Here is a 21469-nt window from a genome sequence, read left to right as displayed (position 1 = left end):
TTTTATATACTAAAATATTTCGCTTTCATCTTTAAATATTTCTTGTGTTTTTTGATGTTGTTACTTCTTCATTTTTTTCTTCTGAATCTTTTTTAATTGTGTTATTATTAATAATTTCTACTTCTTTATTATCTATATTTTCTTTATCTTCATTGTCAATCTTAGAATTGTATAAATCACCTTCATTTTCATAATATTCAATACTTTTTTCATGAAGTCCAAGCATAGATCCTATAATAAGGAAGATATTGAAAATATAAGAGATTATGAATATCCTATCTCTAAAAAATACATGTCCAATAACACTGGTAAATAAGAGGAAGAATCCAGCAAACATATTAGATGGGAAATGTTTCTTATCTTTTATTGAAGAAAATATCCTATTTGTTAAAAGACTTATTAGGATAAATAAGCAAAATAGCAATATAAAAAAGATGGGTTTTATAAGGCTTAGAGAAATATTTGAAAATCCTAATAAATCAAATATGGAAAATATGTACTTTCTATCAACAAATAATGAAAAAAGAGTAGAAAGTATTAGACCTATACTAATCAATAAATAGTAAAATCCAGATATCCTCAATAAAATATTACTTAGTTTTTTCATCCTTACCTCCTTTTGCATTAATTATACCACAAAAAGCATGTACTTAATCTTTATTTTTATTTGAGTTATTTTATCGTATAATTATATAATATAAAGAAAGGAGTTTTTATGGATTTTGATAAAGTAATAGATAAGAGATGTTCAACTAGACTATTTACTGATGAAATAATTGACAGAAAAGATTTAGAGGCCATTGTAAATGCGGGAACTAAGGCACCAGTTGGTAAGGGACTTTATGCAAATATGGCTATTACAGTAATTACAAATAAAGAATACATAGGTGAGATTTTAGAAGAAGCTAGGGAAGTAGCTAATAATTATAAGGCAAATCCTATTTATTCTGCACCATATCTTATAATTGTATCAGCCAAAAAAGGTCATGAAACTAGGCTTGAAGATACAGCATGTATAATAGAGAATATGAGTCTTAAGGCAACTGATCTTGATATAGGCTCATGCTATATAAGAGGAATGTTTGAAAAATTTGATAAGAAGGCAAGATTTATTGAAAAATTAGGAGTAAAAGAGGATTTTTATCCTGTCCATGGTCTTATTCTCGGAAAAACTAATGAAGAAATAAAGGGAAAGAAACATCATATAGACGTAAATTATATAGATTAGTTTAGAAATTTGTTTGACAACGCTCTAAAATACAATATAATATAAAAAATTATTAAAAAAGGTTTTATAAGTTTAAGAAAATCTCCTGGATTATTTGACATGTGCTAGCATGGAGTGATATAATAAGCAATTGCTAGAATTCTAATTTAGCGAGATTTTTTTATTTATGTAAGGAGGGCTTTTTTCTTTTTGCAAAGCTTTAAATTTACATAAAAAAGTCTAGTTAAGCAGTCGGCTTAAGAGTATTATGAAGGAGTAATTTATAGTGCAATATCATAAAGAGTTATTTGGTAAAACTGAACGTGTTAGCTTTTCTAAATTTCCTCAAGTTCTTGATTTGCCAAACTTATTAAAGGTCCAAAAGGACTCTTATAAGTGGTTTATTGAAGAGGGCTTAGGAGAAATTTTAGAAGATATTTCCCCAATCGAAGATTATAATGGCAATTTAATACTTGAATTTGTTGGATATGATTTTGACGATGAGACAAAGTATACAGTTGAAGAGTCAAAATATAAGGATACAACTTATTCTAGAGACCTTAAGGTAAGAGCTAGGCTTATCAATAAGGAAACCGAAGAAGTTAAGGAACAAGAAGTATTTATGGGGGATTTCCCTATGATGACAGACTCAGCTACTTTTGTAATAAATGGTGCAGAAAGAGTTATAGTAAGTCAGCTTGTTAGGTCTCCTGGAGTATATTATGCATCAGAGCTTGATAAATCAGGAAACAATATGTACTCTTCAACAGTTATTCCTAATAGGGGAGCATGGATTGAGTTTGATACAGACGCATCCCACACTGTAAATGTTAGATTAGATCGTACAAGAAAACTCCCAGCAACAACTCTTGTTCGTGCGCTATTATTTGATACAGATGAAGAAATAATAGAAGCCTTGGGAGATACAGAACACTTAAGAAATACGCTCGAAAAAGAAAATTCAGAGTCAAGTGAGGAAGCCTTAATTGAAATTTATAAAAAATTAAAGCCAGGGGATCCTGCTAGTCTTGAGTCTGCTCAAAATTTAATAAATAATCTTTTATTTGATGATAGAAGATATGATCTTGCTAAAGTAGGTAGGTACAAATACAACAAGAAGCTTGCACTAAATGAAAGGCTAATAGACCAAGTAGCTGCAAGTGACGTTATAGATGATGAAACAGGTGAACTTTTTGTTAAGGCAGGAGAAAGAATTAATAGACAAACTGCTTTAGATATTGAGGCAAGTGGTATAAATGTTGTTGATATCATTGTCAAACAAGAAAATGGTGAAGATAAAGAGCTAAGGATTTGTGGAAACCATTTTGTTTATCTTGATTCATTTGAAGAATTAAAAGATGTTGACCTATCTAATGTAGAATTATCAGAAAAAGTTTATTATCCAGTAATGAGAGAAATTTTAGATAATAACGAAGATAAAAAAGACATCTTAAATGAAATTGAAAAGAGAAAGAAAGAATTATGTCCTAAAAATATAGTTAAAAGTGATATTCTTGCTGCTGTAAATTATCAATTTAACCTATTTGAAGGTATTGGTAATGTTGATGATATAGACCATCTAGGCAATAGAAGAGTAAGAGGAGTAGGTGAGCTTTTACAAAATCAATTTAGAATAGGTCTTGCACGTATGGAAAGAGTTGTTAGAGAAAGAATGACAACTCAAGATCCAGATCTTGCAACACCACAAGGACTTATAAATATTAAACCTGTAACAGCAGTTATAAAGGAATTCTTTGGTTCAAGTCAGCTTTCACAATTTATGGATCAAACAAATCCAATGAGTGAGCTTACACATAAAAGAAGACTTTCAGCTTTAGGACCAGGTGGACTTTCAAGAGATAGGGCAGGAGTTGAAGTAAGAGATGTACATGATTCCCACTATGGAAGAATATGTCCAATAGAAACTCCAGAAGGACCAAATATAGGACTTATAACTTCCCTTACAACTTATGCAAGAATTAACAAATATGGTTTTATAGAAACTCCTTATAGAAAAGTCGGAAAAGATGGTTATGTAACAGATCAAATAGATTACCTAACAGCTGATGTTGAAGATAATTACATCATAGCTCAAGCTAATGAGCCACTAGATGATGAGGGAAGATTCATTAACGATCGTGTATCAGGTCGTGGTATAAATGGTGAGAATGATATTTATCCAAGAGAAACAATAGAATATATGGATGTTTCTCCACAACAGATTGTATCAGTAGGAGCAAGTTTAATACCATTTTTGGAAAATGATGACTCTACTCGTGCTCTAATGGGTGCTAACATGCAAAGACAAGCAGTTCCTTTAATAAAGACACAAGCACCAATAGTTGCAACAGGTATAGAACATAGGGCTGCAAAAGACTCAGGCGTTTGTGTAGTAAGTAAAAATGCTGGTGAAGTAGTATATGTTGGAGATGAAAAAATCAGGGTTAAAAGAGACTCTGATGGAGAAATAGATTATTATAGACTTCTTAAATTTAGACGTGCTAACCAAGGTACAACTATTAACCAAAGGCCAATAGTTAAACTTGGAGAACATGTAGAAGAAAATGAAATCCTTGCTGATGGACCATCTACAGAAAATGGTGAGCTTGCCTTAGGTAAGAATATTCTTATAGCTTTTACAACATGGGAAGGATATAACTACGAGGATGCTATGCTTTTAAATGAAGAGCTAGTAATGGATGATGTCCTAACATCAGTTCACATAGAAGAGCATGAATGTGAAGCCCGTGAGACAAAACTTGGCGCTGAAGAGATCACAAAAGACATTCCAAATGTTGGTGATGACATGAAGAAAAACCTTGATGAAAATGGGGTTATTAGGATAGGTGCCGAAGTTAAAAGTGGAGATATACTTGTAGGTAAGGTATCTCCAAAAGGAGAGACAGAACTTTCACCTGAAGAAAGACTTTTAAGAGCAATCTTTGGAGAGAAAGCTCGTGAAGTTCGTGATACTTCACTAATAGTCCCTCATGGAGAAAATGGTATTGTAGTTGATGTAAAAGAATACAACAAAAAAGATGGAGATGAACTTTCACCAGGAGTAAATAAGGTAATAAGAGTTTATGTAGCAACCAAAAGAAAGATTATGGTTGGTGATAAGATGTGTGGTAGACACGGTAACAAGGGTGTTGTTTCAAGGATTATGCCAAGAGAAGATATGCCTTTCTTACCAGATGGTACGCCTATCCAAATCTGCTTAAATCCACTAGGTATCCCATCACGTATGAATATAGGACAAGTTTTGGAAGTTCATATGGGTCTTGCTGCAAGAACTATGGGATGGAAGATAGCAACTCCTGTATTCGATGGAGCTATGGATACAGAAATAGAGGAAGTATTAGAAGAAGCACAAAAGATTGCTCCATATGTAAACAAAACAGGGAAAATTAGACTTCGTGATGGAAGAACAGGTGAAGAATTTGAAAATCCAGTAACAGTTGGAGTTATGTATATGCTTAAACTTCACCACATGGTAGAAGAAAAAATCCACGCAAGAAGTATAGGACCATATTCACTAGTAACCCAACAACCTCTAGGTGGTAAGGCACAATTTGGTGGACAAAGATTTGGAGAGATGGAAGTATGGGCTTTAGAGGCATACGGAGCAAGTCATACCCTCCAAGAAATTCTTACAGTAAAATCAGATGATGTTACAGGAAGAGTTAAGACATATGAAGCAATTGTCAAAGGAGAAAATGTTCCAGAACCAGGTACACCTGAATCATTTAAGGTGCTTGTAAAAGAACTCCAATCTCTAGCTTTGGATGTTGAGCTTTTAGATGAAAATGGAGAAGTAATAGAAATTAAAGAAAATATAGATGAGCAAGATAAGTTCTCACAAGTGGAAAAGATTGATGCTGCAAAGATTAGAAATCAATCTAAAAAACTTGCAGGACTTGCTTCAAAGGCAAAATCTGAAAATGATGAGGAAGTTTCAGAAACTGAGACTAAAGATGCCAAAGATTCTACAAGTCAAGGTTTAACAGAGTAAGGGGGGTTTTTTGTCAGAATTACAAGAATTTGGTGCTATGAGGATGAAAATAGCATCTCCTGAAAAAATTAGATCATGGTCTCATGGTGAGGTTAAAAAGCCAGAAACTATCAATTATAGAACACTAAAACCTGAAAAAGATGGCCTGTTCTGCGAGAAGATTTTTGGACCTACAAAAGACTATGAATGCTCTTGTGGTAAGTACAAGAGAATAAGATACAAGGGCGTTGTTTGTGAAAAATGTGGCGTTGAAGTAACAAAATCTAAGGTAAGACGTGAAAGAATGGGACATATAGAACTTGCTGCCCCAGTAAGCCATATTTGGTTTTTCAAGGGAATACCTTCAAAAATGGGTCTTTTACTTGATATGAGCCCAAGAGTTCTAGAAAAGATTCTTTACTTTGCATCATATGTAGTAATCAATCCTGGTGAAACTGAATATTATGAAAAACAAGAATTATCAGAAGCTGAATACTCAGAAGCTCTTGATAATTATCCAGATGATACAGAATTTCAAGCTGAAATGGGAGCAGATGCTGTTAAGAAACTTCTAGCTAAGATGGATCTTAAAAAAGAATATGATTCCTTATTGAAAGAACTTGAAGATGCTAAGGGACAAAAGAAAATAAGAATATCAAGAAGACTTGAAGTGGTAGATGCCTTTCTAACAAGTGGTAACAAACCAGAATGGATGATTCTTGATGTGCTTCCAGTCATGCCACCAGAGCTAAGACCAATGGTCCAACTTGAAGGTGGAAGATTTGCAACAAGTGACTTAAATGACCTTTACAGAAGAGTTATAAATAGAAATAATCGTCTAAAAAGACTACTTGATATTGGAGCTCCAGAAATAATTGTAAGAAATGAAAAGAGAATGCTTCAAGAAGCAGTTGATGCTCTAATAGACAATGGTAGAAGAGGTCGTGCTGTAACAGGAGCTTCAAATAGAAATATGAAGTCTCTATCTGATTTACTTAAGGGTAAAAGTGGTAGATTTAGACAAAATCTTCTTGGTAAAAGGGTTGACTATTCAGGTAGATCTGTAATAGTAGTAGGACCAAATCTTAAATTTAACCAATGTGGCCTACCTCAAGAGATGGCTCTTGAATTATTTAAGCCATTTATTATGAATAAGGTTGTAGAAAATGAAATGGCTCACAATCTTAAATCTGCAAAGAAAATGGTGGAGAAGAAGGATCCAAGAGTTTATGAAATCTTAGAAGAAGTTATAAAAGATCATCCAGTACTTCTAAATCGTGCCCCTACACTCCACAGGCTTGGTATCCAAGCATTTGAACCAGTACTTGTAGAAGGTAAGGCAATTAAGCTTCATCCACTTGCTTGTCCTGCTTTTAATGCGGACTTTGACGGTGACCAAATGGCTATTCATTTACCTTTATCAAATGAGGCACAAATAGAAGCAAGACTTTTAATGATGTCTACAAATAATATCCTAGGTCTTAAAGATGGTAAGGCGATTACAACACCATCCCAAGATATGGTACTTGGAGCGTATTACCTAACAACAATAAAGGAAGGCGCAAAGGGAGAGGGAATGACCTTTGCAGACATTTCAGAGATGAAAAAAGCCTTACTTAACCACAATGTAACCCTACAAACAAAAGTTGGAGTTAGGATAAAAAAAGATAAAAATGACCCAGGAAAGATTGTAAATTCATCAGTAGGTAGATTTATCTATAATGAAGGAATTCCACAAGATTTAGGTTATGTAAATAGAAAAGAAGATCCTTATTCTCTTGAAATTGATCAAGTTACCTCATCAGGTGTGTTAAAAGATATAGTAGATCGTTGCTTTAGAAAGCATGGAAATATAAAGACTGCATCAGTTCTTGACTACATTAAGTCTACAGGGTATAAGTATTCAACCCTATCAGGACTTACAGTTTCAATGTCAGACGTTACAATTCCTCATCAAAAATGGGATATAGTATCAAAGGCTGATCAAGAAGTTGATAAGTATGAAAAACTTTATAGACGTGGTTTTATAACAGACAATGAAAGATACGAAAAAGTTATAGACATATGGAGAGAGGCAACAGATGACGTTACAGCTGCCCTTCTAGATGAACTTAAATCTGATAACAACATTAAGATATTTGCTGACTCTGGTGCCCGTGGTTCTACAAACCAAATCAGACAGTTAGGCGGTATGCGTGGTCTTATGTCAAGGGCTGATGGTAAGATTATAGAAATTCCTATAAAGGCTAACTTTAGGGAAGGTCTTTCAGTACAAGAGTACTTTATCTCAACCCATGGTTCACGTAAGGGACTTACAGATACAGCCTTAAGAACTGCAGACTCAGGTTACTTAACCAGAAGAATGGTAGACATATCTCAAGATGTTATAGTTACAGAAGAAGACTGTGGTACAGATGGATATGTAGTGGCTCATGAGTTTAAAGATGGTAATGAGCTTATAGAAAACCTATATACAAGAATAGTAGGACGTACATCTTTTGAGGAGATAAAAGATAGCGAAGGCGAAACAATTGTAGCTAAAAATCAAATTATTGATGAAGAAAGAGCAGAAAAAATTGTAGCTGAAGGTATCAAAGAAGTTAAATTACGTTCAGTACTAGAATGTAAGTCAAAACATGGAGTATGTGAAAAATGCTATGGTAGAAATCTAGCAACAGGTAAGAAAGTGAATATAGGTGAAGCTGTAGGAATTATAGCTGCCCAATCAATTGGTGAGCCTGGTACACAACTTACAATGAGAACATTCCACTCTGGAGGTATAGCAGGTGTTGGAATTACTCAAGGTCTTCCAAGAGTTGAAGAGTTATTTGAAGCAAGAAAACCAAAGGGACTTGCATTCATAGCTGAAAACTCAGGTACAGTATCACTTATTAAAAACGAAAAGAAAACAGATGTAGAAATACTTTCAGAAGATGGTTATTCTAAAAAATACAATATACCATATGGTGCAAGACTTCTAGTTGGAGAAGGAGACGTTGTAGAAAAGGGACAACAACTTACAGAAGGTTCTCTTGATCCACATGATGTACTAAAAGTATTAGGCAAAATCGGTGTTCAAGACTACATCACTAAAGAAGTACAAAAAGTATATAGGCTTCAAGGTGTAGAAATTGATGATAGACATATAGAAGTAATAACTAAGCAAATGCTTAAAAAAGTAAAAATAGAAGAAGCAGGAGATACAGACTTCTTGCCAGGTTCATTACAAGAGATAAGAGATGTTCGTATTGTAAATGAAGAGATGGAAAAAGAAGGCAAGAAAAAAGCTGAATACAGCCAAGAGCTTCTAGGAATAACCAAAGCATCACTTGCAACAGAATCATGGTTATCAGCAGCATCCTTCCAAGAAACAACAAGAGTTCTTACAGATGCTTCAATCAAGGGCAAGGTTGATGACTTGAAGGGACTAAAAGAAAATATAATCATAGGAAAGTTGATACCAGCAGGTACAGGTATGAAAGTTTACAATGACTTTGATATAGACTATGAAAATAAGGATTTAGAAGATGCTCAAATAGCTTTGAATATAGAAGAAGTAAAAAAAGCAGAGGCTGAAACTGAACAAAATCAATAATTAAGAAAAAATACTATGGACTAGTAATTTGCTCCATAGTATTTTTATTTTGTATTCTTTAGACCTAAATAATAAAATACTTGCTATTGATTGTTAAATAAAAATTTAAAAGAATAAAGGAGAAATAATGAGTATAAAATATATATGTGCATATATCAATATATAGTATATATTTAATTAATACATTAAATAAATACATTTAATTGACACGAAAAATAAATTATGATATCTTTAATCTAAGAAAGGATTCATACATGAACTGACTAATATAAGAAATAGATTAAAGGAGAAAATCTTATGAAAAAAATTAAAAATTTATTTTCGATTTTTATGATAACGTTTTTGTTTCTTATGATGGGGACTTCTTTGGCAGAAAATACTGGCGACACATCTTGATCTTTTAATTTTGGAAGGAAAAATTTTAATCTTTATACTCCTTCTAGGGAAAAACAAGATGCATCTCCTATATACTTTTATGTAAATAATATAAGTGGGGATACTTTAAAAGCAAGGGCCTTAGCTGGAAATAAACAAGTTACATCTTATGCACCTGTATATTATATAAATAAGGGAGGAAAGTACTGTATTTCTAGCAATATACATGAAGATGGTTACAGAACAGCCCTAGTGCATGGATCTAAATATAGTACATTTTCTACACTATCAGCATCTGGATTATGGTCTCCTGATTCTTGGTCCTGTGGTTGGTAAAATTTAAGTTAATACTAAGTCAGTTCATGTATTAATATATTTTTATGAAAAAGAAATTTACTCTTATATTAATTTTAATAGTGATTATATTTTCATCATGTAGTAATGATGACTATCAGAATGAAAAAAACCAAAATATAGAAAAAAGTTTATCTAATATGGACAAAGAGGATGCTGAGCTTTTAGAAAATATCTATAAAGCAAATCCCAAACAAGCTTTATATTACAAAACTTATTATGAAGATGGAAGTTTATTATCAGAAAACATGAATGTAAATTGGGATGATAAAAATATTTCTTATATGAAAAATTATTATCATCCTAATAAACCAATTGAAATAGTTTATCTTTTTAAAGGAAATAAAGCCTTATATATAAATATAATAGAAAATAAATTTTATAGAGGGAAAATTTCTGATGATTCTGATTTTGTAAAGGGTTTGAGTCGCAAGTACCCTGATATTTCAAATTTATATGATAATTTAATGGATAATAATATAAGTTCTATAAAAAAAGAAGATGATGGGATAAGAATTGATTTGTCTGATGGAACTTATAGGATTTATAATAGTGATTTTATAATGACAAAAGCAAGCACTATTAGTGAAGGTGCACAAAATACCATAATTTTAGATAGAAAAGATTCTAATTTGGATAAATTATATGAAGATTATGAAAATATGATATCTTCAATGCAAGAAGTTGAAAGCTTGGAGGATATAAAATAATGAAAAAGAAGATTCTTATATCTTTAGGTTTTATAGTTTTAATTTTTTCATATATTTTTCTTTATCAAAGGGCTAATGCAGGATATCCAAGCAAGTCTAAGATAGAGGAATATTCTTACAAAGATAATATTGATTTAGGAGATATTGAAGTAAAAATATATAATAGAAAGATAGAAAATTTTGGAGGTAGGAAAGCTCTTCGTGTAGATATTGAATATATGAATCAAAAAAATGATATGAATATAGTACAATTAGGATATGCATTTAGTTTATATCAGGATTTTTCTTCATGTATAGTTCAGAATATAAGAGAATCTGAAAAGCAAGAACTTATATTCGAACCGACTTATAATTTAAAAGATTTAAACATAAAAAAGGGAGAGAAGAAAAGGTATGCTTTTTATTACTGGATAGAAGATAAGGGTGATTATAAGAATGCCTTATTAATAAGTATCAATACTTACTTAGATCAATATAAAAAAGAATATAAAAAAGGAAATCTATACTATAAGACAATTGACCTAGGAGATGTTTATGATTAAAGAAAGTTTTTATAGATTTTTTAAAAGAAAAAGGTTTTTCTTTACTATTTTCATAATAATTTTAATAAATTTAGTGGATATTTTACCTAGAAGAAAAGCTATAATTTTTAATGATAAGCTTATAGTACAATCATCTTTTCTTGAAAATATTATGATAAATGGTTCTCTTGGTAACGCTATTATCATGTTTGTTTTTTTATCTTTTATTTTAGCAAGTTTACCTATGGCAGATTCCTTTGTTGAAGATAGGGAAAGTGGTATATACAAGACATATATGCTTAAAATAACAGATAAGGAATATACAGTCAAAAAATTTTTGATAAATTTTGTATATGCAGGTTTAAGTGTTAGCCTAGTTTTACTTATAAATATTGCAGTATGGCTTTTACTAAGACCAAGCCTACCTATAACTTACTATAATACTACATTCAACAATGATTTATTTTTGATAAAGCTCATAGTAAAGAGTCCTTTGCTTTTTTATTTAGCTAGTATATTTATAGATTTTATTATAGGAGGAATTATAGGCTCTTTTGCTATGTTCTTAAATGATATATTTAAGTCTAAATATCTTGGAATAGGCGGGGTTTTTATACTTGATATAATATTGGATTTACTAATGTCTATATTGAGAAGTAGGTTCGAGATTTTTAACAACTTTTTGAGTTTGAGCTCTTTTCTTAATGGGGTAATAATAAAACATAGTTTTTCAAGTTTTATATATCCTTTGCTTTTATTTTTAATATCTTGCCTTTACTTTTTAATTTTTAAGAAAAATAAGGAAATAATATGAGTGGATTTTTTAGAGAAATAGACTTGCTTTTAAAAAAAAGCAAAAAAATTATGATTTTTATGGGAATTTATCTAATTTTATTAATTCTTATAACATTTGGGGCTTTTAATGAAACTCCACCTATAGAAGTTTTTATTGAGCAGGCATTTAAAGATAATGGAAATTTTATTGATTTCAATAATTTCATACTTCCAATTTCATTTTTTGTAATACATTTTGTACCAGTCTTTGGAATATCTGAAATATTTTACAAGGATCACATAGAATTCGGAACTTATATAATGCCTAAATTTAAAAGCAAAAGACAATATTTTCTTGGGAAAATTTTAGGAGCAAGTATATTCAATGTATTTATTGGCTTGTTGTTTTTTTCAATAATTTTATTATATCTTTCTTTACAAGGTAAAAATGATCTATATCTTATGAAAGGTTTTGTGAGAGTTGCTATTTTCTATATATTAGAAAATATTTTATTTACTAATATGATTTTTATGATAGCCTTATTTACAAAATATTTATTTGCATTGTCTGTATTTATAATAAATCTCCTTATTGCAATCCTATCTAACGTAAGATTTATCCTAGGGCAAGGATCACTTATTATGAAGCAAGATTTTTATGGAGGAGAATTCGACTTAAAAGTAAATTTGCTGTTTATCTTAATTTACTTTATAATTATTATTTTATTATTATATTTTTTGCCAAAATATTATGATTACTATGGGAGGGAAGAATGATAAAAGTTACTAAAGCTTTTAAAAAGATTGGATCAAATCAAGTATTAAGTGAAATAAATCTAGAACTTGAATCAGCAAAAGTATATGGTTTTCAAGGGGAGAATGGTTCAGGAAAAACAATGTTATTTAGGGCGATTTGTGGTTTTATTAGACTAGATAGTGGTTGTATAGAAATTGATGATTTAATAATTGATGGAAATGCGATTTATAATGATATAGGATTGCTTTTAGAAAATCCGTCCTTTATAGATGAACTTTCAGGTTTTAACAATTTAGCAATGATAGCATCAATAAGAAAAATTGCCGACAAAAATAGAATAATAGAAGTCTTGGATAAAGTTGGTTTAAAACATGCTATGAATAAAAATTATAAGACTTATTCACTTGGGATGAAACAAAGATTAGGACTTGCAAATGTAATATTAGAAGATCCAAAGATATTAATATTTGATGAACCAACTATAGCTTTAGACCAAAAAGGAGTGGATTCTTTAATAGATATAATAAAAGAAGAAAAAGAAAAAGGAAAAACAATATTAGTATCTTCTCATGAAAAAAATATAATAGAAGAGCTTTGTGATAAGATTTTTTTTATGGAAAATGGTAGCTTAAGTGAAATTAGTTAAGAAATTTTAATTGTTTAAAGTTTTATATAAATTGTGAAATACTAGATGGATAATTTTTGTATTAGCCCTAGATTATTGAAGTAAATATGAAAATTGTTAAAAAATATAAATTAATAATAGCAATACATGATATATTGTTTTTTATAATTTCAATGTTATTAAAGGTTGTAAAGTCCAAAATCTTGCATAAAATTACTAGTCCAATATCTACTATTTCATTCTAATATATAATTTATAAGATATAATCCAATCCTCATTGATATAAATGAGGATTTCGCCTATTAGTTTAATATCTGATTCTTCATTAGCGAATATTTTTATTGCTTTTTCAAGTCTTCTAATTTCTTTAGTCTTTCTAAAGAAATTATCAATTCAAGTCTATTATTAATCATATCATTTATCAATTATGGAAAAAACATCTTATCTATAATTTTCTCTTGACTTTATATAAACTAATTCTACAAGTAAATATGGATACTTTATTATACTTAGGTCATTATTTCTCCATAGCTTAACCTCTTTTTCAAGATATTTAGCTAGTGATGATACAAATAATTTAGAATATGTTATTGTACATATATTCTCTATTACTTTAGATGCTTTCCTAGTAGATACTCTTTGGATGTACATTTCTAATATAGTAATAGCAGTGTTTTTTAATTTTTCTGGTATCATTCAAAGACTTTTGTGGAGAATTTTCCATATAATTTTAACTTACGAGTTAATTAAAATTTGAATATCTTCCTGATTAATTGAAAAATGTAATTGAGTCATTTGATACCTCCTAGTTTATTTTTTTAGTTAAAAACATTGTACTAGTTAAGCTTTCAAATGACATTTTCTTTTGACACAATTATATGGACTTTATCTATATTGCTTTGACATAGATAGAAAAACGTTTTACAATTATAAATAAATTAATATATATATGCTAAAATAATAATAAAGATGTGTATTTTTAGCTTTATATTTTGAAGTTAAGAGTTTTATATTTTTTATTTTAAAAGCTTTAAGTTTTAGCTAAAAAAAGGATTATATGAAAACAATTAAGGGAAATTTTATATTTGATAAAGAAGAAAATAAAGAAAAGATTGATGAATTTAAGAAATTTATTGAAAAAAATAAGGACAGAAAAGGACCATTGATGCCAATTTTGCAAGAAGGTCAAAATGTTTTTGGATATTTGCCAGAAGAAATATTAAAGCTTATTTCAAGTAAACTAAATATTCCTTTGGCTGAGATTTATGGAGTGGCTACCTTTTATTCGCAATTTACATTTATACCTAAGGGAAAAACAGATATACATATATGCCTTGGAACTGCTTGTTATGTAAAGGGTGGGGCAGATATTTTAGAGGAGTTTGAAAAAAGACTTAATATAAAAAAAGGGGAGACAACAGAAGATAGAAAATTCTCAATATCTGAAACAAGGTGTTTAGGAGATTGTGGGAAGGCTCCTGTTGTTGAGATTAATGGTAAGCAGCTTGCTCACTTTACTAAAGAAGATGTTAAAAAAGTTTTGGAAAAATATAAGTAGGCGATAAAAATGATTGATTTAAAATATCTTAGAAATATAAAAGAAAATACAGAAATAAGTCATCCAGAAAATTTAGATAAAAAAGATGATATTCAAGTTAAAATAGCCTTAAGAAATTTAGGAGTTATAGATTCTAAAAATATTGATGAGTACATAGCAAGAGATGGTTATTTTGCCCTTTATAAGGTGCTAAAAGAGATGAGTCAACAAGAAGTTATTGATATTATAAAGGATTCAAAGCTTAGAGGCAGGGGTGGAGCAGGTTTTCCAACGGGTCGCAAGTGGCAAACTGCCTTTGATTATGATGTTGATAAAAAATATATTATTTGTAATGCCGATGAGGGAGACCCTGGTGCCTATATGGATAGGTCCATACTTGAGTATGATCCACATTCAGTAATAGAGGCTATGATTATAGCAGGATATGCAATTGGTAGTGATGAAGGATTTATATACGTAAGGGCAGAATATCCAAAAGCTGTTAAAAGTCTTAATTATGCTATAAAAGAGGCTAGTGAGAAGGGCTTTTTAGGTGAAAATATTATGGATTCTGGATTTAATTTTACTATAGAACTTAGGTTAGGTTCAGGAGCTTTTGTATGTGGAGAATCAACTGCTCTTATGGAGTCGATAGAAGGTAAAAGAGGGATGCCAAGGGTTAAGATTCACAGAACAGCTTTTAAGGGCTTGTGGCAAAAACCTACCGTAATTAATAATGTTGAAACCTTAGCAAATGTTTGCCAAATTATTTTAAATGGCTCGGACTGGTACAGAAGTATTGGTACAGAAAAATCTCCAGGAACCAAGGTATTTTCTTTAGTAGGAGATGTAAAAAAAAGTGGCCTAATAGAGGTAAGTATGGGAACTAGCCTAAGAGAGATTATATATGATTTAGGCGGAGGAATAGAAAATGATAAAAAGCTTAAAGCTGTACAAACTGGAGGCCCATCTGGAGGCTGCATACCAGCTAAATTCCTAGACAAGTCGGTTGACTATGAGACGCTTAAAGAACTAGATTCCATAATGGGCTCTGGTGGAATGGTAGTTATGGATGAGGATACCTGTATGGTTGATATAGCAAGATTTTTTTTGGAATTTACATGTGATGAATCTTGTGGTAAATGTGTCCCTTGTCGAGAAGGCACTAAAAGAATTCTAGAAATACTCGAAAGAATAGTTAATGGTGATGGAAGAAGTGAAGATATAGACAAATTAATGGAACTTTGTGAATTAACTACAGAAACTTCTCTTTGTGGCTTGGGTAAATCAGCAGCTTTTCCTGTAATTTCAACGTTGAAATATTTTAAAAATGAATACATTGATCATATAAAAAATAAACATTGTACTGCTGGTACATGTAAGAATCTTATACATTTTAGTATAAAAAATAATTGTGTAGGATGTGGGACTTGTAAGAGAAATTGTCCGGTTTCATGTATTAGTGGAAGTAAAAAAGAAATTCATAAAATAGATCAAGAAAAGTGTATTAAGTGTGGTACTTGTCTAGATGTATGTCCAATCAAGCCAAAAGCTGTAGCTAAAGGGTGATTTTATGTGTTATGTAAGTATCAAAATAGATGGTAAAGAAATAAAAGCTCAAAAAGATAGCTTTGTTTTGGATGTTGCTAGAGAAAATGGCATTGAAATTCCAAGTTTGTGTTATGACCCAAGTCTTGAAAAGTTTGGTGGTTGTAGACTTTGTATAGTTGAAATTACAAATAATGGTTGGACAAAGATCGACACTTCATGTTCAACGAAAGTTAAAGATGGTATGGAGATTAAGACAAGTAGTAAAAATTTAATCAAGAAAAGAAAGGGCATTTTACAACTTTTATTAGATTCACATCCAAATGATTGCCTAACTTGTCAAAAGGCAGGGGAGTGTTTGCTTCAAAAATATGCTTATGATTATGATGTTAATTTTAGGGACATTGATGGAGAAAAAAGAGAAAAATTTTATGACTTATCTAGTCCTTATATAATGAAGGATAATGCTAAATGTATTCTTTGTGGGAAGTGTGTATCAATTTGTGGACAAATAGAAGATAGGTCTATCTTATCTTTCGCAAATAGAGGATATGATACATATATTGCTTGTGATTTGGGAGAAGATTTTGCTCATTCATATTGTATATCTTGCAATAGGTGTGTTTCTATATGTCCAGTAGGAGCCTTAACAGATAAGAGGATATTAGGAAAAGTTAGAAGTTTTGATTCTGATAAAAAGACTGTTAAGTGTAAAGTTTGTGAGTTTGGATGTGATTTTGAAATTTATTCAAAAAATGGAAATAATATTGCGGTTATTGCCAAAAAACCAAGTGACGGAAGACCACTATGCCTTAAGGGAAGAATGATGACAGAACTTTTATACTTAGATAATCCTGATACACCTTATATAAAGACAAGTGGAGAATTTATTGAAAGTGATTGGATAACAGTAACAGGATTTAAAAATGTCTTTAAGAAAATTTCAAAATTAGAAAAGAAAAATGAAGGAGAATAATATGAGAGTCTATATAAACGATATAGAATACGAAATAGATAGGCCAATGACTATTCTTAACTTCTGTAAAAAACAAGGAATTGATATCCCAAGCCTATGTTATGATAAAAGAGTTTTACCAAATGGAGCTTGTAGGCTTTGTATTGTTGAAATAGAAGGCTACAAAAATCCTGTCACTTCTTGTTCGGAGAAATTGAAAGATGGAATGAAAATTTATACCCATAGTGAAAAGATAAAATCATTAAGAAGACAAATTCTAGATTTGCTATTTTCAAACCATCCAAATGATTGTTTAAATTGTGATAAGTCAGGTAAGTGTAAATTACAAGATTATTGCTATGAGTATGGAATAGTAAGTGCAACTTTTAAAAATAAAGAAAGTAATTTACCCATAGATAGGACAAACAAATTTTTCACCTATGACCCAAATAAGTGTGTAAAATGTGGTATATGCGTAAGTATTTGCAATAATCTTCAAAATAGTCAAGCCATTAGTTTTACAGGTAGGGGATTTGATTTAATTGTAGAAACGCCATTTAATAAGGGATTTGGAAATAGCGATTGTGTATCTTGTGGAAATTGCGTTTCAGCATGTCCTGTGGGAGCCTTAAATCCTAAAAAGAAATATATAGAGGATAAATTTAGGTATTGGGAAGTTAAAAGGACTCAAACTACTTGCTCATATTGTGGAGTAGGATGCCAGATGAATTTACTTAGTAAGGACAATCGTATAGTAGAAATTGAACCTATAAATACCATACCAAATGATGGATTATTATGTGTAAAAGGTAAATTTGCATATAGATTTATAAATCATACAGATAGACTTACTAAGCCACTTATAAAAAGAAATGGTAAATTTGTTCAAGCTAGCTGGCAAGAAGCCTATAGGCTTATAAAAGAAAAATACTCTAAAATTATGAAAGAAAATGGACCAGATGCTTTCGGAGGTTTTTCATCAGCAAGGTGTACTAATGAAGAAAATTACCTCTTTCAGAAATTTGTAAGAACAGTTTTTAAAACAAATAACGTTGACCACTGTGCAAGACTTTGCCATGCATCTACAGTCGCAGGACTTGCTAATACATTAGGCAGTGGAGCTATGACAAACTCAATAGAAGAGATAGATGGAACTGATGCTTTTATGATAATAGGAACAAATACAACTGAAAATCATCCTGTTATAGGGAGCAAGATAAAAAGAAGGGTTAAAAATGGAGCAAAACTAATAGTTATAGATCCTCGAGAAATTGAACTTGCTAAATATGCAGATGTCTTTTTAAAAATAAAACCTGGCAGCAATATAGCAGTTTTAAACGGTATTATGAATGTAATTTTGAAAGAAAATCTTCATGATATGGACTACATAAATGAAAGAACAGAAGGATTTGAAGAATTTAAAAGAACAATTGAAAAATACAAGCCAGATTTAGTTTCGAAAATTTGTGGTATTGATAAGAATGATTTAATAAAAGCTGCAAGAATATATGCCAAGGCCAATAAGGCAAGCCTATATTATTCAATGGGGATAACTCAACATTCAAGCGGAACAAATGGAGTTATGTCAACATCCAATTTACAGATGCTTACAGGAAATGTTGGATTTGAATCTACAGGGATTAATCCACTAAGAGGACAAAATAATGTTCAAGGAGCTTGTGATATGGGAGCTCTTCCTACAGACTATACAGGATATCAAAAAGTTTTTATAGATCCTGTAAGAGAGAGTATGGAAAGTTTTTGGAAAAGTAATCTTCCAAGCAAAAAGGGTCTTACTTTAACAGAAATGATAAATAGTGCTGGCAAGGGAGATATTAAATTTTTATATATAATGGGTGAAAATCCTATGATCTCAGATCCAGACTTAAAGCATGTTAAAAAGTCACTTGAAAACTTAGATTTTCTCCTCGTACAAGATATATTTTTAACAGAAACAGCAGAACTTGCAGATCTTGTCTTACCTGCCAGCTCTTTTGCAGAAAAAGATGGAACATTTACAAATACTGAAAGAAGGATTCAAAGAGTAAATAAGGCTATAAATCCTATTGGTCAGTCTAAAGCAGATTGGAAAATTATAATGGAGATATCAAATTTACTAGGATATGAAGAATATTATAATTCTCCTAGTGAAATTATGGATGAAATAGCTCTTTGCACCCCATCTTATAGTGGTATAAGTTACAAAAGATTAGAAAAAGAGTCTTTGCAATGGCCTTGTGTAGGCAAAGAACATCCAGGAACAAAGTATATGCACAAAAATACTATGGCAAGGGGAAAGGGGCTTTTTAAAGCTATTGAATATGAGGAAAGTAAGGAATTACCAGATGAGGATTATCCATTAATTCTTACAACCGGTAGAATGCTTTATCAATATCATACAAGAACTATGACAGGGAAAATCGAAGGTTTAAATGAAATAGCAGGGAAATCTTATATAGAAATTTCTCCAAAGACTGCAAAAATTTATAATGTAGAAGATGGTGAAAAAATTAGGGTAAAGTCAAGGAGAGGATCTGTTGAATCTTTTGTAAAAATAACCGAAAAGGTAGAGCCTGGTGTAGTATTTATGCCATTTCATTATGCAGATGGACCTGCAAACCTACTAACAAATCCTGTTTTGGACCCTATAGCGAAAATACCTGAGTTAAAGGTATCAAGTGTTCTTATAGAAAAGATTGAAAGGAAATCTTATGTATAATTCTATAAAAGTAATAAATCTTGTCATGGCTATGGAATTGCATGGTTATAACTTTTGCAAAGATAATTCAATAAAAAGTAGAAATTTACAAACAAAAGCAATCTTTGAAAAATTATCCAAAATAGAGCTTGAGCATTATGAATATCTTAAGAAATTGCTTAAAAAATATAAGGATGGAGAAACTGTCAGTGAAGAATTGAATCTACCTGAAGATAAGGGAGAAATCTTTTTCGAAAAAAGAAAAGAAAGTGAGAATTTAGCTCAAAATCTTGAACAATCTATGATTCAAGATATGAATGTACTTCGTATGGATTATCTCATAGAAGAAGATTTTAGAGATTATTATAGTATGTCAAAAAAAGTGGAAGATGAACAATTAAGAGAAATTCTAAGTCATTTTGCTGGATGGGAAGATAATCATGCTAAGATTTTCAAGGATGAGTATGATAGGTTGATGGATAAGTATATGAATATTAGTTGGGGTGGTTAATGGATAAAAAAGAATTGACAGCTATCTTACTTTCTGGCGGAAAATCAACTAGAATGGGAAAAGATAAAAAAAAACTAAATTATAAAGGCTCATTCTTGATAGATACCATTGTAGAAAACTTAGCTAGATATTTTAATGAGATTGTAATAGTAAGTAATGAAGTAGACTTTTTTAAAGATAGGTATAATTCTTATGATAATAATATAATTATAAGGGAAGATATAATAAAAAATATAGGACCATGTGCTGGTTTGTATACAGGTCTTATTTCTTCATCGAATGAAGATAATTTTTTGATGGCTTGTGATATGCCTTATTTTAGTTGTCAATATTTAGAATATTTAGAAAATAAAGAATATAAGAAAGCCTTAGTATATGATAATGGAAAATATTTAGAGCCATTTTTTGCCTTATATAAAAAAGAATTGTTTGAAAATATAAAGATTTATTTAAATAAAGGTAGAAGAAGTATAAATGGATTTTTAAATGAAATTTCTGCATATACGGTTGAATATGAAGAAATTAAAAATATAGAAAATATAAATAAAGTTTTTAGAAATTTAAATTATCCTCAAGATTGGAAAAATTATTTAGAAGAAAATGGAAAAAGATTTGATTAGAAATTTTAAGATAGAAAAAATAAATAAAGATAAATCATTTTTTATGATAGATGAGGTTATAGTTGAAAAAGATCTTAATATTCATATAAAAGATGAGATTATAGCAAGGCTTTTAATAAGTCCAAAAGATATTGAAAATCTAACTATAGGTTATCTTTATAACTTAGGATATATAAGTTCAATTGATGATATAAATTGTATAAGGATAGAAGATAAAGATTCTTATGTAATTTTAAATACACAACTATCAAAAGAAATTGTTTATAATACAAAAATACTTAGAATCAAAAAAAATGACTTATTTAAACTTTCAAAAATCTTTCAAAATAAATCAGAAATTTTCAAACGTACGGGTGGAGCCCATTCTGTAGGTCTCATTAAAGATTGTAAAATAGTTAAATTTGTAGAAGATGTATCTAGGAGCAATGCAGTAGATAAACTTATAGGACATATTTTAAAAGAAAAGATAGATATAAGCGATAAATTTATTTTTACATCTTGTAGGGTGAATGAGCAAATAATAGAAAAAATAGAAAAAGTCGGTTTTTCTTTGATAGTATCTCAATCATCTCCTACAAGTAGGGCAGTTGAAATTGCAAGAAGTAAGGATATAAATTTAATAGGCTTTGCAAGAGGTGAAAGGTTTAATATCTACAATAAGAATAAAAATCTTATTGTAGAATAAAAATAT

17 protein-coding genes are annotated in these 21469 nt (G+C 30.3%); 15 read left to right on the top strand and 2 right to left on the bottom strand.

Annotation, left to right across the window (positions count from 1 at the left end; translation table 11 throughout):
• Positions 1–31: 31 nt before the first annotated feature.
• Entirely contained in the window at positions 32–607 is a 576-nt protein-coding gene (locus FYJ26_RS07860; protein ID WP_154541283.1) for a hypothetical protein, read from the bottom strand.
• A 108-nt stretch (positions 608–715) separates the two neighbouring features.
• Here FYJ26_RS07860 and FYJ26_RS07855 point away from each other — a divergent pair, with 108 nt between their 5' ends.
• From FYJ26_RS07855 to FYJ26_RS07820, 8 genes are all read left to right on the top strand, one after another.
• Complete coding sequence (locus FYJ26_RS07855) at positions 716–1228, top strand: nitroreductase family protein (protein WP_154541281.1); 513 nt, start codon at positions 716–718, stop codon at positions 1226–1228.
• Between the two features lie 265 nt (positions 1229–1493).
• Entirely contained in the window at positions 1494–5219 is a 3726-nt protein-coding gene (gene rpoB / locus FYJ26_RS07850) for a DNA-directed RNA polymerase subunit beta (protein WP_176269685.1), read from the top strand.
• 10 nt (positions 5220–5229) lie between these two features.
• Positions 5230–8793 carry a DNA-directed RNA polymerase subunit beta' gene (gene rpoC / locus FYJ26_RS07845; RefSeq protein ID WP_154541279.1) on the top strand — a complete coding sequence of 1188 codons (3564 nt, stop codon included), beginning with the start codon at positions 5230–5232 and terminating at the stop codon, positions 8791–8793.
• Positions 8794–9548: 755 nt separating this feature from the next.
• Positions 9549–10232: a hypothetical protein gene (locus tag FYJ26_RS07840; protein WP_154541277.1), complete on the top strand. Its 684-nt coding sequence runs from the start codon at positions 9549–9551 to the stop codon at positions 10230–10232.
• Positions 10232–10774, top strand: coding sequence for a DUF5067 domain-containing protein (locus FYJ26_RS07835; protein WP_154541275.1), 543 nt, complete (start codon positions 10232–10234; stop codon positions 10772–10774). The genes FYJ26_RS07840 and FYJ26_RS07835 overlap by 1 nt, the downstream gene beginning before the upstream one ends.
• Complete coding sequence (locus FYJ26_RS07830; RefSeq protein WP_154541273.1) at positions 10767–11567, top strand: hypothetical protein; 801 nt, start codon at positions 10767–10769, stop codon at positions 11565–11567. Before FYJ26_RS07835 ends, FYJ26_RS07830 begins: the two co-directional genes overlap by 8 nt.
• The gene (locus FYJ26_RS07825; protein ID WP_154541271.1) at positions 11564–12304 is read left to right on the top strand and encodes a hypothetical protein; all 741 of its coding nucleotides are present in this window, start codon (positions 11564–11566) and stop codon (positions 12302–12304) included. The genes FYJ26_RS07830 and FYJ26_RS07825 overlap by 4 nt, the downstream gene beginning before the upstream one ends.
• Positions 12301–12930 carry an ABC transporter ATP-binding protein gene (locus FYJ26_RS07820; RefSeq protein WP_154541269.1) on the top strand — a complete coding sequence of 210 codons (630 nt, stop codon included), beginning with the start codon at positions 12301–12303 and terminating at the stop codon, positions 12928–12930. The genes FYJ26_RS07825 and FYJ26_RS07820 overlap by 4 nt, the downstream gene beginning before the upstream one ends.
• Positions 12931–13350: 420 nt before the next feature.
• On the opposite strand, the gene FYJ26_RS07810 is transcribed toward FYJ26_RS07820, so the two are convergent.
• Complete coding sequence (locus FYJ26_RS07810; protein WP_154541267.1) at positions 13351–13605, bottom strand: transposase; 255 nt, start codon at positions 13603–13605, stop codon at positions 13351–13353.
• 361 nt (positions 13606–13966) lie between these two features.
• On the opposite strand from FYJ26_RS07810, the gene nuoE reads away from it, so the two are divergent.
• The 7 genes from nuoE to FYJ26_RS07775 are packed head-to-tail and all read left to right on the top strand — an operon-like array spanning position 13967 to position 21463.
• Positions 13967–14467 (top strand): NADH-quinone oxidoreductase subunit NuoE, encoded by a 501-nt coding sequence (gene nuoE / locus FYJ26_RS07805; RefSeq protein WP_154541265.1) that lies wholly within the window; start codon positions 13967–13969, stop codon positions 14465–14467.
• A gap of 9 nt (positions 14468–14476) precedes the next feature.
• Positions 14477–16015: an NADH-ubiquinone oxidoreductase-F iron-sulfur binding region domain-containing protein gene (locus tag FYJ26_RS07800; protein ID WP_154541263.1), complete on the top strand. Its 1539-nt coding sequence runs from the start codon at positions 14477–14479 to the stop codon at positions 16013–16015.
• Between the two features lie 4 nt (positions 16016–16019).
• Positions 16020–16970, top strand: coding sequence for a 2Fe-2S iron-sulfur cluster-binding protein (locus tag FYJ26_RS07795; protein WP_154541261.1), 951 nt, complete (start codon positions 16020–16022; stop codon positions 16968–16970).
• A gap of 1 nt (position 16971) precedes the next feature.
• Complete coding sequence (gene fdhF / locus FYJ26_RS07790) at positions 16972–19668, top strand: formate dehydrogenase subunit alpha (protein ID WP_154541259.1); 2697 nt, start codon at positions 16972–16974, stop codon at positions 19666–19668.
• Complete coding sequence (locus FYJ26_RS07785; RefSeq protein WP_154541258.1) at positions 19661–20158, top strand: ferritin family protein; 498 nt, start codon at positions 19661–19663, stop codon at positions 20156–20158. The genes fdhF and FYJ26_RS07785 overlap by 8 nt, the downstream gene beginning before the upstream one ends.
• A complete protein-coding gene (gene mobA, locus FYJ26_RS07780) occupies positions 20158–20778 on the top strand; it encodes a molybdenum cofactor guanylyltransferase (RefSeq protein ID WP_154541257.1) in 621 nt (206 codons plus the stop codon). The genes FYJ26_RS07785 and mobA overlap by 1 nt, the downstream gene beginning before the upstream one ends.
• Positions 20759–21463 carry a formate dehydrogenase accessory sulfurtransferase FdhD gene (locus FYJ26_RS07775; RefSeq protein ID WP_154541256.1) on the top strand — a complete coding sequence of 235 codons (705 nt, stop codon included), beginning with the start codon at positions 20759–20761 and terminating at the stop codon, positions 21461–21463. The genes mobA and FYJ26_RS07775 overlap by 20 nt, the downstream gene beginning before the upstream one ends.
• Positions 21464–21469 lie beyond the last annotated feature (6 nt).

It is taken from the genome of Anaerococcus porci (assembly GCF_009696575.1).
GTDB lineage: Bacteria > Bacillota > Clostridia > Tissierellales > Peptoniphilaceae > Anaerococcus > Anaerococcus porci.
Note: the sequence above shows the minus strand (reverse complement) of the source record. Positions and strands in the feature narration are given on the sequence as shown.